This is a genomic window from Pedobacter glucosidilyticus (assembly GCF_002483235.1).
GTDB lineage: Bacteria > Bacteroidota > Bacteroidia > Sphingobacteriales > Sphingobacteriaceae > Pseudopedobacter > Pseudopedobacter glucosidilyticum_B.
This window is the reverse complement of the sequence record NZ_DLHN01000034.1, coordinates 17,084-31,547: the sequence shown is the minus strand read 5'-3', so window position 1 is coordinate 31,547 and position 14,464 is coordinate 17,084. Positions and strand designations below refer to the sequence as shown.

The 14,464-nt window shown below is 33.9% G+C and carries 13 protein-coding genes; 5 read left to right on the top strand and 8 right to left on the bottom strand.

Annotated features, from left to right (window positions below):
• Positions 1-84: 84 nt before the first annotated feature.
• The 4 genes from B2745_RS14315 to B2745_RS14300 form a co-directional block, all read right to left on the bottom strand.
• Positions 85-1,113, bottom strand: a complete 1,029-nt coding sequence (locus tag B2745_RS14315; protein WP_304068030.1) for a phytase — start codon at positions 1,111-1,113, stop codon at positions 85-87.
• 67 nt (positions 1,114-1,180) lie between these two features.
• Positions 1,181-3,985, bottom strand: coding sequence for a TonB-dependent receptor (locus B2745_RS14310; protein ID WP_304068027.1), 2,805 nt, complete (start codon positions 3,983-3,985; stop codon positions 1,181-1,183).
• A 95-nt stretch (positions 3,986-4,080) separates the two neighbouring features.
• Entirely contained in the window at positions 4,081-4,365 is a 285-nt protein-coding gene (locus tag B2745_RS14305) for an ATP-dependent Clp protease adaptor ClpS (RefSeq protein ID WP_026905178.1), read from the bottom strand.
• A 79-nt stretch (positions 4,366-4,444) separates the two neighbouring features.
• Positions 4,445-5,005 (bottom strand): helix-turn-helix domain-containing protein, encoded by a 561-nt coding sequence (locus tag B2745_RS14300; protein ID WP_304068024.1) that lies wholly within the window; start codon positions 5,003-5,005, stop codon positions 4,445-4,447.
• Positions 5,006-5,096: 91 nt separating this feature from the next.
• On the opposite strand from B2745_RS14300, the gene purD reads away from it, so the two are divergent.
• The gene (gene purD, locus B2745_RS14295; RefSeq protein WP_304068021.1) at positions 5,097-6,371 is read left to right on the top strand and encodes a phosphoribosylamine--glycine ligase; all 1,275 of its coding nucleotides are present in this window, start codon (positions 5,097-5,099) and stop codon (positions 6,369-6,371) included.
• A gap of 221 nt (positions 6,372-6,592) precedes the next feature.
• Positions 6,593-7,384, top strand: coding sequence for a hypothetical protein (locus B2745_RS14290; RefSeq protein ID WP_304068018.1), 792 nt, complete (start codon positions 6,593-6,595; stop codon positions 7,382-7,384).
• Positions 7,385-7,420: 36 nt separating this feature from the next.
• Here the strand turns inward: B2745_RS14290 and B2745_RS14285 are convergent, their stop codons facing one another.
• Together B2745_RS14285 and B2745_RS14280 are read right to left on the bottom strand one after the other, a co-directional pair.
• Positions 7,421-8,536: a TlpA disulfide reductase family protein gene (locus tag B2745_RS14285; RefSeq protein ID WP_304068015.1), complete on the bottom strand. Its 1,116-nt coding sequence runs from the start codon at positions 8,534-8,536 to the stop codon at positions 7,421-7,423.
• A 6-nt stretch (positions 8,537-8,542) separates the two neighbouring features.
• A complete protein-coding gene (locus tag B2745_RS14280; protein ID WP_304068012.1) occupies positions 8,543-9,727 on the bottom strand; it encodes a formimidoylglutamase in 1,185 nt (394 codons plus the stop codon).
• A gap of 137 nt (positions 9,728-9,864) precedes the next feature.
• Here B2745_RS14280 and B2745_RS14275 point away from each other — a divergent pair, with 137 nt between their 5' ends.
• Both B2745_RS14275 and B2745_RS14270 read left to right on the top strand, forming a co-directional pair.
• On the top strand, positions 9,865-10,839 hold the full coding sequence (locus tag B2745_RS14275) for an NAD-dependent epimerase/dehydratase family protein (protein ID WP_304068010.1): 975 nt from the start codon (positions 9,865-9,867) through the stop codon (positions 10,837-10,839).
• A 64-nt stretch (positions 10,840-10,903) separates the two neighbouring features.
• A complete protein-coding gene (locus tag B2745_RS14270) occupies positions 10,904-12,196 on the top strand; it encodes an HAD-IB family phosphatase (RefSeq protein ID WP_026905185.1) in 1,293 nt (430 codons plus the stop codon).
• Here the strand turns inward: B2745_RS14270 and B2745_RS14265 are convergent.
• Entirely contained in the window at positions 12,193-12,408 is a 216-nt protein-coding gene (locus tag B2745_RS14265) for a hypothetical protein (protein WP_304068007.1), read from the bottom strand. The genes B2745_RS14270 and B2745_RS14265 overlap by 4 nt on opposite strands.
• 38 nt (positions 12,409-12,446) lie before the next feature.
• On the opposite strand from B2745_RS14265, the gene B2745_RS14260 reads away from it, so the two are divergent.
• On the top strand, positions 12,447-13,100 hold the full coding sequence (locus tag B2745_RS14260; protein WP_304068004.1) for a YceH family protein: 654 nt from the start codon (positions 12,447-12,449) through the stop codon (positions 13,098-13,100).
• Positions 13,101-13,572: 472 nt separating this feature from the next.
• Here the strand turns inward: B2745_RS14260 and B2745_RS14255 are convergent, their stop codons facing one another.
• Positions 13,573-14,460, bottom strand: coding sequence for an alpha/beta hydrolase (locus B2745_RS14255; protein WP_304068112.1), 888 nt, complete (start codon positions 14,458-14,460; stop codon positions 13,573-13,575).
• Positions 14,461-14,464: the final 4 nt, after the last annotated feature.

The following is a 14,464-nucleotide window of genomic DNA, read 5'->3' as shown; positions in this document are numbered from 1 at the left end:
GGTAACCGTATTATTACATAAGTAGTTGAAAATTAATAAAGAAGCCAAGCAAGTTACTTGAGCTTCTTTATCAAGTATAAACTTTTATTTTAAGTATTTTTCAAAATCTACCCAATTGTAATAATGAAATACTTTACCGTTACTCATAGCTACAAAGATTCCTTTTGGAAATTTAGAGCCAAAGTTTAGAGAGCTAGCTTCAGAACCATCACTTTCTAAAGCAGCAACAGGTATTTCTGCTAATGGTAAATGATTGTTAGGGTTTCCGTTACTTCCTTCTCTATTAAAAACTATAAAGGAATTGGCTTGTTGGTTAGAAACCAGAATATATCCTGATTTTTCGCCAGTTTTATAAATAGAAATTCCTTCGTGGTCTGCCCTAAATCCTTTAGTTCCAAATAATGCCAACTCTTGATTATTGTTTAAAGCAGGGTCTGCTATGTATTTGCGTACACCTACACCTTCATCCGAGTAATAGATGTAACCCATTTCATTATCTACAGCTATAGCTTCTATTTCTTTTTTGCCACTGTACTTTCCAAATTTTCTCACAAGTTTTGCTTGAATGCGGCTTTCCTCTGAATATAATTCATATTGCCACAGGTAATTGTCTTTAGGTCCAGTTTTTCTGCCTACAATAACAAAAAATTTCCCATCTTCACGTGTATAAATAGCTAAACCCATTGGTCCTCTATCTGTCTCACCTTCAAAAACTGAAATCCCACCTTGATCTATAGGTTCCAAATCAGGTAATGAAAATATTCTTATTTTATTAGTTTCTCTTTCTGTGGTTACGGCAATAGCTATTTTACTATTATTATAATTAAAATTATAAGCAATATCTACATTATTGGGTCTTTTTAATGGGATAGATTTTTTTACAATTTTACCGTCTAAATCAAAGGCATATAACGCTCCGTTAGTTTCTTTATCTGTACCAATAATTAAACTTTTACTATGATCATCTGGGTTAATCCAAATAGCAGGGTCATCAGTATCATTTTCAACTGCTTGTGTGATAACGACCGGTTTTATGGCATTCTTACTTATGGGGAGTTGAGTTTTACAAGAAAAAATAAAAGTGCTTAAAAGCAAAAAAAGTAGTTTTTTCATCTTATAATTTTTAAAGCACTGTTTAATTTTAATCATTAAACAGTGCTTTGTTTTAGTTTTTTATATTTTAAAAATCATATTTTAAACCAAACGTATAACGTGGTCTGTAATATTCTAATTGTGCTGTTCTTTCTTTTGAGCCTTGATAATATCTTAAAGCTTGATTAGTAAGATTATTTGCCTCACCAAATAGTCTTACCTTGTTTGTTAATTTATAGGAGGCGTTGGCATCTAGAAAGCTTTGTTTATCGTAAAATCTATCTTCAAAGCCTTCTCCACCTAGTTCGTCTAGATAAGCATCAGCAAAATTGTAAGACAGTCTGGCAACTAATTTTTTAGTTTCATAAGATAAAGAAGCGTTGAAAAGATTTGGTGCAGTACCAGGCAAAGGAACATCAGTTCTTAAATCTCCATCAGCATTAAATACACCTTTTGCTTTAGATTTGGTATGCGTATAGTTGGTGTAAATACCAAATCCCTTTAAAAATCCTGGTAAGAAATCTAATTGCCTTTGAAAAGCTATCTCAAAACCATAAACATTTACGGCTTCTCCATTTCTTCGCTGTGTAAAATTCCAGTTTGCACCTGTAGGAATAGGATTGTTATCTGATGGGAAATCTGCTGCAAATTTAGCTGTATTATATTGTGCATCACGGTAAGTATAAATAAAGTTATTGATATTCTTATAGAATACTCCACCAGATATAATTCCTACAGATTTGAAATAGTTTTCAATCATTAAATCAAAATTATTTGCAGTTGCGGCTTTAAGTGCAGCGTTACCTACGCTCAGCTCTTCATCACTAGGCAAACTATTAAAATAAGGTACAAGATCATAATAATTAGGTCTGGCAAGAGATGTCGTGTAAGCTGCCCTAACGATAAGATTGTCTTTGATGTCATATTTTAAGGTTAAGCTTGGTAGAATGTTTAAGTAATCATTCTTTAAATTTCTTTCGCCTTGTAAATCTTCTTCGTCTTCTACAATATTACCTGTATAATTGATATTGGTGCTTTCTAACCTTAAACCAGCTATAAAGGATAATTTATCATTTATATCCTGATCATATCTGATATATGCCGCAGTAATAGATTCTTTAGCATTATAATTTAAGGCTAGAAATTCTGCAGGTTCCTCTTCTGCTTCAAAAAGATTAGCATCACCTAAATTAAGGATACCTAAGTAACGGGCATTAACAAAAGTACCAGGCGCAAATTGTGGTCCTTGAACAAAAGCATCGTTAAAAGTTACTGTTGGCAGTGTTGCCAAATTTCCAATACTGTTAATAGGTTCGTAAGCGGTAAATATATTAGCTCTTTCTTTTTCTTTTATCCTCAACCTCGCCCCAAATTTAAATCTTCCTTTTTGTCCGTCAATTAAAGAAAATGGTAACCTGAAATTGGCTCTGAAACCAAGTTCTGATTCTTCTGTAAAATCGTTGTTTTCTGTAAGGTCTCTTAAACTATAGTTAGTATTTGAAATTCCTGGCGAATTTACTTCTGGTAGTTCTGCATCAGCTAAATTCAAATTTACATTTCTGGTTCCTGTCTGAAACTGGATGTATCTTTCATTAGGTCTTTTTTCACTGGCATCAGAATAACTTGCTGCCCAGTCAAAATCAAGCTTAGAACTTAGTAAATGCTCACCTCTTAAAGAGAAGTTTTTCACTTCTTGTCTTTCAAGTCTTTTGGATTTTACTTTCTCGCTATCAATACCGCCTTTGGTTTCTTTCCTGGCTCTTCCCTCAAAGCCTGTAATATTATCATTAGCATCATAAATAGGTTCTATACTCGTGTATCTTAAACGAAATCTGTTCTCAAAATCATCTCTCCAATTGTATATTCCACTAAAATTGATGCTGTTTTTTGCATTAAACTTATAGTCTGATGATAAGGATAAGCTTCTTCTTACTCTTTGAACATCATATTTTCTTATATCATGTTCTTCAATAAAAACATTATCAAAATCATCTTTTACCCAAACGGCCTCAATATTATCAGAACCAAAATCATTATCATTATAAGAAGCACTTAATACTACGCCAAGCTTATCTTTAGCAAAACGATTTCCGTAAATAAAAGAACCAGTGTAAGTAGCTTTATCACGGATAGGGCTATAACCACTAGCAGCAGTTAACGATATACGTTGACCATTAGGGGCTGCTCTGGTGATCAAATTTACTGAACCACCAATTGCATCCGCATCCATATCTGATGTTAATGTTTTATTAACTTCTATAGTTTGGATCATATCAGAAGGAATCAAATCCATTTGTACTCTTCTGTTATCACCTTCGGCAGAAGGAATACGGTCTCCGTTAAGCATAACTGAATTTAATTCTGGTGCCATACCTCTAATGATAATATCACGGGCTTCGCCTTGATCATTTTGCATAGTAATACCTGGTATACGTTTCATAGCATCACCAATATTAGCATCCGGAAAACGACCTACTTGATCCGAGGATACGACATTGGTTATATTGGTATTACTTCTTTGTTGATTTAAGGCTTTTGCTTGCCCACGCAATCTATCTCCTAAAACAATAACTTCATTACCTATTAAGGCCCCCTCCTCCATTTTTATATTTATGGATAGCATTTGGCCCTTTACTGATATTGCAGTACTGTAAGTTTTGTAACCCAGATATGAAACTTCTAGCTGATAGTTTCCATCAGGTACATTCAGGAATTCGTACTTTCCAAATTGATTTGATATGGTATATCTATTACCTGGTAATAATTTCAAAGTTGCTCCTGGCAGTGATAAATTTTGAGATTTATCTACTACGGTACCTGTAATGAGATGATTTTGTGCATAAACTGTTAATGAAATAACAGTCATAAAAAGGAATGGTAATAATTTCTTCATGTGGAAATATTTTATTTCCGGCGAAATTATAGCGCTTACATTAGTGCGATGTAAAGGTAAAATTAATTTAAGTTAACTATTCGGTAAACCCCATGTTAATCAACAGAAACAGTTAAGCCTTCTTGTTTTAATATTTTGCGGTAAACTTCCATTTCTGTTAAAGAGCCTTCTAAAATAGCGCACTTGCCTTCATTGTGTACTGTCCATGCTATTTTCTCAGCTTGGTTTTCAGAGTAATCCAGATATTTCATCAAACAATAGATAACGTGGTCAAAAGTATTTACGTCATCATTCCAAAGTATTAATCTGTGAACTGTTTTTAAAGAGCTTAAAATCTCGTCAAGTGTAAAAGTCTCTTCTTGTGTTTGTGTACCTGCCATACAAATCATCCTGCAAAAATAATTATTCGTGGTTAAAAGCTTTCAAAAAAAATGATAAGAAATTGTTAGCCAAATATTTTTAGAGTTTTTCAATCTCTGTACGCTTATTTCCTTTTAGATTTTTAAAAAAACTTGGGGTTAAACCGGTTATTTTCTTAAACTGGCTACTTAAGTGGGCTACGCTGCTGTAGTTTAATTGGTAAGCTATCTCAGAGAGTGATAATTCATCGTACATCAATAACTCTTTAACTTTTTCTATCTTTTGGGTAATAAAATATTTTTCTATCGTGATACCTTCTTTTTCAGAAAATAAATTGCTTAGGTAACTGTAATCGTGTTTTAATTGCCCACTTAAAAAATCGCTTAAGTTTATGTTTAAGTCTTCCTTTTGGTGATGTATCAATACGATAATTTGTGTTTTAATAGCGTCAATCAGTTTGCTTTTTTTATCATCAATAATTTCAAACCCTAAGTTTTCTAACTTTACTTTTAGGGCATTCATTTGTTCTTTTGTTGGTATTTCTTTCAAATATGCCTCGCCAAGTAATACTTGTTCTGGTTGCAAATTTAAATCTAGCAACACCTGCTCAACCACCATTTTACAGCGGCTGCAAACCATATTTTTGATATAGATGACCATAATTGATGCTCTTATTACAAAGATGCTATTTATAATGGCTAAAATGATAATTAAATAGGGCTATGTTAAAGGGATATATTATTTTTGAGCCATGAATATCCTAATCCTTGGTTCTGGCGGAAGAGAGAGCACTTTCGCTTGGAAAATTTCTCAAAGTCCTTTATGCGAAAAATTGTTTATTGCACCCGGAAACGCCGGTACACTGCAGTATGGTAAAAATGTAAATATAAAAGTTACAGATTTTGAAGCTATCAAAGCTTTTGTACTTCAAAATGCAGTAAACTTAGTATTGGTTGGACCAGAAGAACCTTTAGTAAAAGGTATTCATGATTATTTTTTGGCTGACGAGGATTTGAAAAATATCCCTGTAATAGGACCTAAAAAAGATGGTGCACAACTAGAAGGCAGTAAAGATTTCTCTAAGAACTTTATGGAGAAATACAAAATACCAACCGCTGCGTCTCACACATTTACAATAGATACCCTAAAAGAAGGTTTAACTTATCTAAAGCATCATCCGCTACCGGTAGTTTTAAAAGCCGATGGTTTAGCGGCTGGTAAGGGTGTTTTAATTTGCAGTACTTTAGAAGAAGCACAAACAGAGCTAAAATTGATGCTTGAAGATGCTAAGTTTGGCGAAGCCAGTTCTAAAGTAGTTATTGAGGAATTTTTAACCGGTATAGAGCTTTCTGTCTTTGTTTTAAGCGATGGTAAAGATTATATCATTTTACCAGAAGCCAAAGATTACAAGAGAATAGGCGAAGGAGATACAGGTTTAAATACGGGCGGAATGGGCTCTGTATCGCCAGTACCTTTTGCTGATGTAACTTTTATGAAAAAAGTAGAGGATCGCATTGTTATCCCTACTGTAAACGGTTTAAAAGCAGAAAATATTGATTACAAAGGCTTTATATTTATTGGTTTGATGAATGTAAATGGCGAGCCTTATGTTATAGAATATAATTGCCGTATGGGCGACCCAGAAACTGAGAGCGTATTTTTAAGGATAGATAGCGATGTGGTAGAAATGCTTCAGGCTGTTGCAGAAGAAAGAATTGCAGGATACGAATTGAAAACTTCTCCTAAAACTGCTGCTACCGTAGTAGTGGTTGCCGGCGGCTATCCCGGAGAATATCTTAAAGGGAAAATCATTACAGGAATAGAGAATGTTGAAAAATCTATCGTTTTTCATGCAGGTACCGAACTAGAAAACGGTCTGGTAAAAACCAATGGAGGTAGAGTATTAACAGTTAGTACCTTACAGGATGATATTTTTACAGCACTACAACAAGCTACTGCCGATGCAGGAAGAATTTACTTTGATGCTGCTAATTTTAGAAAAGATATAGGTTTTGATTTGATATAGAGGTAAAAAATCAACATTATTGCCCATATTTACCCAATAATACACGGTATTGGGATTGTTAAAAAAATCCACTGTTAATTTTACAGTGGATTTTTTTGTGTATAGGGTATTTTTCTTTCGAATTATCCACAATAGTTTAATCTGGCACAATATTCCCTTAAGTGGTGTAATATCTAGATTATATGATTAAAGGGTTTAAGATAATTACTACATTTTTACTAATGCTATGTATAACAGGTTGTACAAGCAAAAAGTACGAATGGGTAAAAATTAATCCTGATAAACTTCATTTAGCCAAAACGGCAAAACCCTATCAAGAAGATGTTAAGCATATAAATATTTATGTTAATGCTAAACAAAAAGCAGAAACCATTATTTATTATGGTGATACTGATACCTTTTTAAAAGATAATCAGACGACTAATCGTAATCCTATTTCTGTTAAAAACACCGTAAAAAAATTTAATAGAAATAGCAATAAGAGGTTAGCTGTAAAAAGTCAGGCCTCTGCTCCAATCAAAAGTCTTAATACCAAAACATCTAAAGTTCTGAAAGAAAAAAATACAGCACAAATAGATGAGGAATTAGCAATGTCTAAACTTAATAGTGCACTCATTATCCCTCAAAAAAAATCACAGAAATTATCAACAGAAACTTTTAAAAATAAAGTAGTTAAACAAGAAACTTCAAATACAAATAACCAAAATACAACCTCAGAGACCGATGTTAATACAAACAAAAATCCTGATACTTTACCGCAAACACAAACATCTAAAACAACTGATGTTGAGGTGTTTGATGTAAATTCAAGTGAGGATAGCGTTACAAAGTATCAAGATGATAGTGTCAATCATCCTGATAAACAAGATGATAAGCGTAATAATTACATGTGGGTTGGCTTGGTTTTAATTATCATTGGTTTAATACTAGGGCTTGTTTTTGGTGGCCTAGCCTACTTGATTTCTGTAGTAGGTTTGGTTTTCTTACTTATCGGCTATTTTTATAAAAATTAAGTAATGTTTGGAAAACTTACTTTCCAAACATTCATCTTACTTCTTCTCAAAAATCTCTTTGAGCTTGTCTTCTAAAGCGGTACCTCTTAAATTTTTAGCTATAATTTTCCCATGAGGATCTATCAAGAAATTTTTTGGAATAGCATCTATACCATAAGTTTTTGAAATCTCTGTAGTAGAATCTATCAATTGTGCCCACATCAAATTATCCGTTTTAATGGCTTTTTGCCAAGCATTCCTATCGGTATCTATAGATACACCTAAAATAGTAAAGCCTTTGTCTTTATATTTTTCATAAGCACTTACCACAAAAGGATTTTCTTTGCGACAAGGACCGCACCATGATGCCCAAAAATCAAGCAAAACATATTGCCCTTTATAGGATGATAGTTTTAAAGGAATACCTTCTGGCGTTTTCTCTTCAAAATCTGTTGCTATAGCACCAATACCCGTAACTTTAGCAATATCTAGTTTTTGCTTTATGATGTTTGCTATAGCATAGTTTTTTAGTTTATCATCCAAACCATTAAACAATGCTTCTGCTTGGGTATAATCCATGTTATCAACACCTAAATCTTGATTAAAAGCAAATAAACTTATATAAGATTGTGGATTATCCTTAATAAAACCAATAACCTGTGCCTTTCTTTCGTCTAAAAGCCCCTCATAACGTTCCTGAAAATTTTCAATGATTTCTGCCTTGGCCTGCTTTTCTGGTGTTAAAGTAGCAAACTCTTTGTTAAGAGCTATCAATTTACTTTCTGATGTTTTTAAAGCTGTTTTATAAGCCATATCCTGTTTAAATATAGCTAAACCATTTAGCTGGGCTTGTGCAATAGAATCTTTAGCCACAAGGGTAGCATTTCCTGGCTCAATAAACAGGCGGTAAACATCTTTAGGCCCCTGATCTTTTAAAGCATTTCCTTGATGTTGTAATAGCAGAACGGCAACACTAGGTTCTTTTAAATCCAAACTAAAACTAAATTTTCCGTTATTGATAACTACCGAGTCTATGACCTCTGCATTATTTTGAATATAAATAAAGTATAATTTTTTATTTTGGATAGCTGTTGTAAACTCGCCTTTAAGGCTAAACTGTGCAAAAACTAAAACCGGAACCTGCATAAGCAAGCTTAAGAGTACTTTTTTCATGTGCTTTTAATTTAATTTTTGATAAGTACGCCACCATAAATCTGGCATCTCACCACTAACGGCCAATTGATAATCTTCATACAAGCAAGGTACATAATGAAACCTTTCGTTTTTAGAACCTGCCGACGGATAGGGAACCTGCATCCACCAACGATCAGTTTTTTTACTTTTCACAAAAATCAGCTCGTGTCCGTCTTCTTGTAAACTGGTTTTATATACGATATAATCCGCTTTAGGGTTCATAGGGAAATCTTTCTTCCGATTATAAAAACCATCTAAAAAACACCAAACCATTTGTGCCATTAACATGGCTGATTGCCCGTTTTGATCATAAGCGGGGTTAAATTCATAAAAACCTATCGAGCTTAATTTATCGCTATAGCCTGCGTATCTGCAAAGCTGGCAAGCTTCTTCGCCGTAAAAACCATTTGGCGCAGCATTTCCATTGGCAACTGCATCAGAAGAACGTATACTGCTGATATCAAAACTAATCATGTTAGCGTTTCTGATAGCTGGCTCTGCTAGGTGTACAGCTCCGCTAATTTCTCCTAAGCGTTGGGCATCAAAAAACAGTTTATCCATTACTCTTAAACTATCCTGACTTACAAAATAGGTTTGATAACCCAAATTACTAAAATTGAATAAGTAGTTAGGCTGGTGTAAAAAAATCCTATTGAGGTAAGAAATAGCATCTGTAGCTACAGTCTCATCTTCATCGGCCTCATTCATATCAAAATGAGAATCTATCACCAATAAATCTACTTTTTGTTCTAAATCTTCATAGCCCATATATTGGGCATAGGTTAAGTCTTGGCTTCCGCCGATGATGATGGGCAATATATTCAACTTTATAAGCTCGGTAGTAACGGTTTTTAAAGCAATGTAAGTATCTGATAGCTGATGACCGGGTAAGATATTTCCTAAATCGGCAATTTTTGATTTATATGAACCTTCATTTAGGCTGTATAGTTGCTCGCGAACGTAATCTGGCCCTAAAGCACAACCTTGGTTGTTAATAGCACCTCTGTCATCACAAACACCAATAATAGCAACATCAAAACTGCCTTCTTCTAAAATAGGGAAATCTGTTTCATAAGCAGTAATTTTCATGCCTAAATGGCTGGTATAAAAACCCGTTTTAGGTTTAAGTTTTTCTATATTGATGGGAGAGAAAAAATCTGCTAAAGACATATTGTTGGTATAAATCAAATCAAATATCTAATTTTTCTGTTAATTGATATTAAAAATTACGATTAACTCATTTAATATCACCTTTAGGTATTATTAATCAGCTAAGAATATTTAATTTGCCTTTTTAAACTAGCGGCATGATTTTAATTACAGGAGCAACAGGATTTTTAGGCGCACAACTCACCAAACAACTTTTAGCCCATGAAAGTAAAGTGAGGTGTATCAAAAGAGCATCTTCTGTTATACCCGAAATTTTAAAACCCTTACACAACCAAATAGACTGGGTTGATGCCGATATTTTGGATATTGCCGATTTAACAGATGCCTTTGAGGGCATTACACATGTTTACCATTGTGCGGCTTATGTTTCTTTGAACAATTACAATGAAAAAGAAATGATGGCCATCAATGTTGATGGAACAGCCAATATCGTAAACCTATGTTTAAGCTTTGGCATAACAAAGTTGCTTCATGTAAGTTCTATTGCAGCATTGGGGCAAGTTAAACCCGGTGAAACCATTACAGAAAACCATTATTGGGATGCTTATGATAAAAATGGCGCTTATGCTATTTCTAAATACCGGGCAGAAATGGAAGTTTGGCGTGGTGTAGAGGAGGGATTAAAAGTAGTTATCGTTAACCCATCTCTTATAATAGGTGCCGGTATTGGTAAACAAGGCAGTGGTAAAATATTTGAAACGGTTAAAAAAGGGTTAAACTATTATACTTCAGGTGGTACAGGTTTGGTAGATGTGGAAGACGTTGCCGAGCTCATGATTAAGCTTATGAAACATGAAGTAGTAAACGAACGCTTTATCTTAAACGCTGAAAACTATAGCTTTAAACAATTATTTACAGAAACGGCCATAGCTTTAAACCTAAAAGCTCCTGAAAAAGAATTAAAAGAGTGGCAGGCAAAATTATTTTGGCGTTTAGGGCATTTGCTGCGTATCCTTAAAATTAAAATCCCGGTAGTGTCTAAAGATTTGCTTAAAGCGGCGTTTCAAACGCAACAGTACAGTAATCAAAAAGTTTCGACCTTGTTTTCTTATCAGTTTACACCAGTAAAAAGTAGTATTACCAAAAGTGTAAATGGTATAAAATCATTTTAATTTCTTTAATTTTCCGTTTTTTTAAAATCATTTCTGCATTTTTGGGCTTAAAATTTTTTAAGCTTTGAATCAGTATTTTATTATAGATTTTGATAGCACTTTCACACAGGTGGAAGCCTTAGATGAACTGGCAAGAATATCTCTAAAAAACCACCCCGATAGAGAGGCCATTTACAAAAAAATAGAAGACCTTACCAATCTGGCTATGGAGGGTAAGCTTTCTTTCTCAGAAAGTTTAGAAGGCAGGGTTAAATTGTTAGAGGCTAATAAAGACGATTTAAAAAAGCTTATCAAACATCTAAAAACTAAAGTATCTTCTTCTTTCTCTAGAAATAAGGTATTCTTTAAAAAGCATGCTAAAGAAGTGTTAATTGTTTCTGGTGGCTTTAAAGAATTTATCACGCCTGTTGTAACGCCTTATCATATCAAAAAAGAAAATATTTATGCCAATACTTTCATATTTGATGAGCAAGGTAAAATCATCGGCTATGATAAAGCCAACCCACTTTCAGAAGAAGGCGGGAAAGTGAAGCTTTTACAAAGGATGTCTCTAAAAGGTGATATCTATGGCATTGGCGATGGGCACTCTGATTTCCAACTCAAAGAATCGGGCTTAATTAAGAAATTCTTTGCTTATACCGAGAATATAGAACGTAAAGCGGTTGCCGAAAAGGCAGACCATGTAACGCCAAGTTTTGATGAGTTTCTTTATGTAAGCGATTTACCAAGAGCTATTTCTTACCCTAAAAACAGAATTTTATGTTTGGTAGTAGGCAACGTACCTGAAGAAAGTATTCAACTCCTTAAAAAGGATGGTTTTTCTATCAGGCATAAAGAAACTTTTGAAGATAAGTATGTTAAAGATGTAGGTATGCTACTTTTGGCTGATGGTGAAAAAATAGATAAAGCTACACTTAAAAAAGCCGGAAAGCTTAAAACCATAGGTTATTTTGGCAATGCTAAAGGCAATATAGATTTTGATGTATGTACAGAAATGGGTATTGTAGTTTTTGATAGTGTAAAAAGTAACCTTACACATAAAACACTCATCGCTCGTCGTATGGCCGATTTTATCAATACCGGAACAACCTACATGAGTAGTAATTTCCCTAACCTACAACTGCCAAAAATTGCAGGTTCGCACAGGCTTATCCATATTCATGAAAACGTACCGGGTGTAATGGCTAAAATCACTAAAGTATTGGCTAAGCATCAAATTAATATTGTAGGGCAGTTTTTAATGACCAACCCTTTAATTGGCTATGTCATTACCGATACCGATACAGAATACGATAAAGTCTTACTTAAAGAAATGCGTAAGGTAGAAAATACCATTAAGTTTAGGGTCTTATATTAGGCCCTAAGCTGCTTTTTTAGCTTGATGTAGTTCATCACAAAGTAAATAAACAAGGTAACCATACTTAAAAGCATTAATATGTAGGCGAAAGCGCCAATTTGAACCCACAATTTAGCTCCTAGAATATGGTTGAATTTATAGAAGAAACTTATCAAGGAAAAAGTTAATCCTACAAAAAAGCCAGTTAAAGCAGTATATTTAAGAGTTTTCATAGCTAAAAATTTAGTCTAATTTAATAAACATTCTTTTTATGAGCAATAGCCAAACATTACCCGTTTTAAATGCCGAAGAAATAAGAGTTTTAGGCGCTTTGATGGAGAAGAGTAAAACTACTCCAGATTATTACCCTATGACGCTGAACGCTTTAACAGCGGCTTGTAATCAGAAAACATCACGTAAACCTGTTGTTGCTTATGATGAGGAAACGGTAGTGATGACTTTAGACTCATTAAAGAAAAAAGGCTTAATTTCTACCGCAACAGGTGGTGGTAGCAGAACGGTAAAGTATAAGCACAACTTTGCAATAGTTTTTCCGGTTGTACCACAAGAAGTTGCTTTAATTTGCTTGTTGTTTTTACGTGGCCCGCAAACACCGGGCGAGCTAAATACCAATTCTGGCAGATTATACGAGTTTGAATCTATAGAAGATGTACAGCAAACTTTAGAAAAACTAACTACAGAAGAACCTGCTTATGTAGTACAATTGCCTAAAAGAGCCGGACAAAAAGAAGCCAGATATGCCCATCTATTTGCTGATGTTGTACTAGATGAAGATGATGATTTGCCAGAAGAACCCGCTCGCAAATCTGTAGGGGAATTAGAAGCTCGCCTAGCTATAGTTGAAGATGAACTATCAGAATTAAAAGCTGCTTTTGATAAGTTGATAAAAGAATTAATGGGTTAATTACCACAATCATCATTCTTAAAATAAAAGATTTGTTGAACAATTTGTTTCTACTAAGAAAGTAACCTTATTTTGAAAGGGTTAAATCTAGTGTGCCATTACCTCAATTCACCTTTTATCATCTCACAAAAAAAGCTGTTTAAACACCATTAAAACAGTTGTACAATATTATAGATACCCCATTGCAGTGTAAAGAAGACAACCTTTTTTTACAATTTGCTTATGATTATATCGCTTTTTTAAAAGGTTAATTTTTTAATATAGGATACATAAAAAGTACTCATTCTCTTTATAAGTGTATTGTATTATACTATGGCACCAGCTTTGTAAATCCTATATCAGAATTTATATCTACCTATGTAAATTTTCTATCTGTGTAAAACCAAAGAATGTAAGAGTTCAGTTGGGTAGTCAAATTAAGCACCTCAAAAATTATTGGTTTTGAGGTGCTTTCAAAGACTAAAAATCATCATTATTTCATCCAGTTTAATAAAGTCTTAAACCAATCTTCTTGAGTGGTTGTATTATTCAAGCCAAAACCATGTCCGCCAGCTTGATACAAATGTGCTTCACTTTTAACGTTAAACTTTTTTAAACTTAAACTATATTGAATACTATTTTCTACCGGAACCGTTTTATCATCCATGGCATGAACAAGAAAAGCTGGTGGTGTACTGGCATTTACCTGTAGTTCATTTGAATATAAATGGATTTTTTCTTCGGTAGGCTGTGCACCTAATAAGTTTGTTCTTGAGCCGTTATGTCTAAACTGGCCAAAAGAAACTACTGGGTAAATAAGAATAGAAAAATCAGGACGTAAATTGATATGATTAGAATTTTCAATAACTGCTTTTTGAAAATGAGTTGATGCTGTTGAAGCTAAATGTCCTCCGGCAGAAAAGCCCATGATACCTACTTTATCAGGATTTATACCATACTCCGCCGCGTTTTCCCTTACATATTTAATTGCTTGTTGTGCGTCTTGAAGTGGTCCGATACTCTTATCCTCCATAATCAAATCAGATGGAAGACGATATTTTAACACAAAAGCTGTTATGCCGGCTTCTGCAAATTTCTTAGCAACATCATACCCTTCGTGTTTAATGGCTAAAATAGCGTAGCCACCACCAGGGCATATAATTACTGCTTTACCTGTTTCTTTCCCTTTTTCTGGGGTAAAGGCTTCTAATGTTGGTTTAGTTACTTTGCTAACCCTAGTTTTACCATCAGCCCCAACAACCGTTTGCTCAACATAGTCAGTCGCCACTTTGGCCCCAGGTATACCATTTGGATATAAATCTATCACCTTATTTTGGGCGTTAGCTAATTGCGCAAAACTTATAGCCATCATAAAAATAATTTTT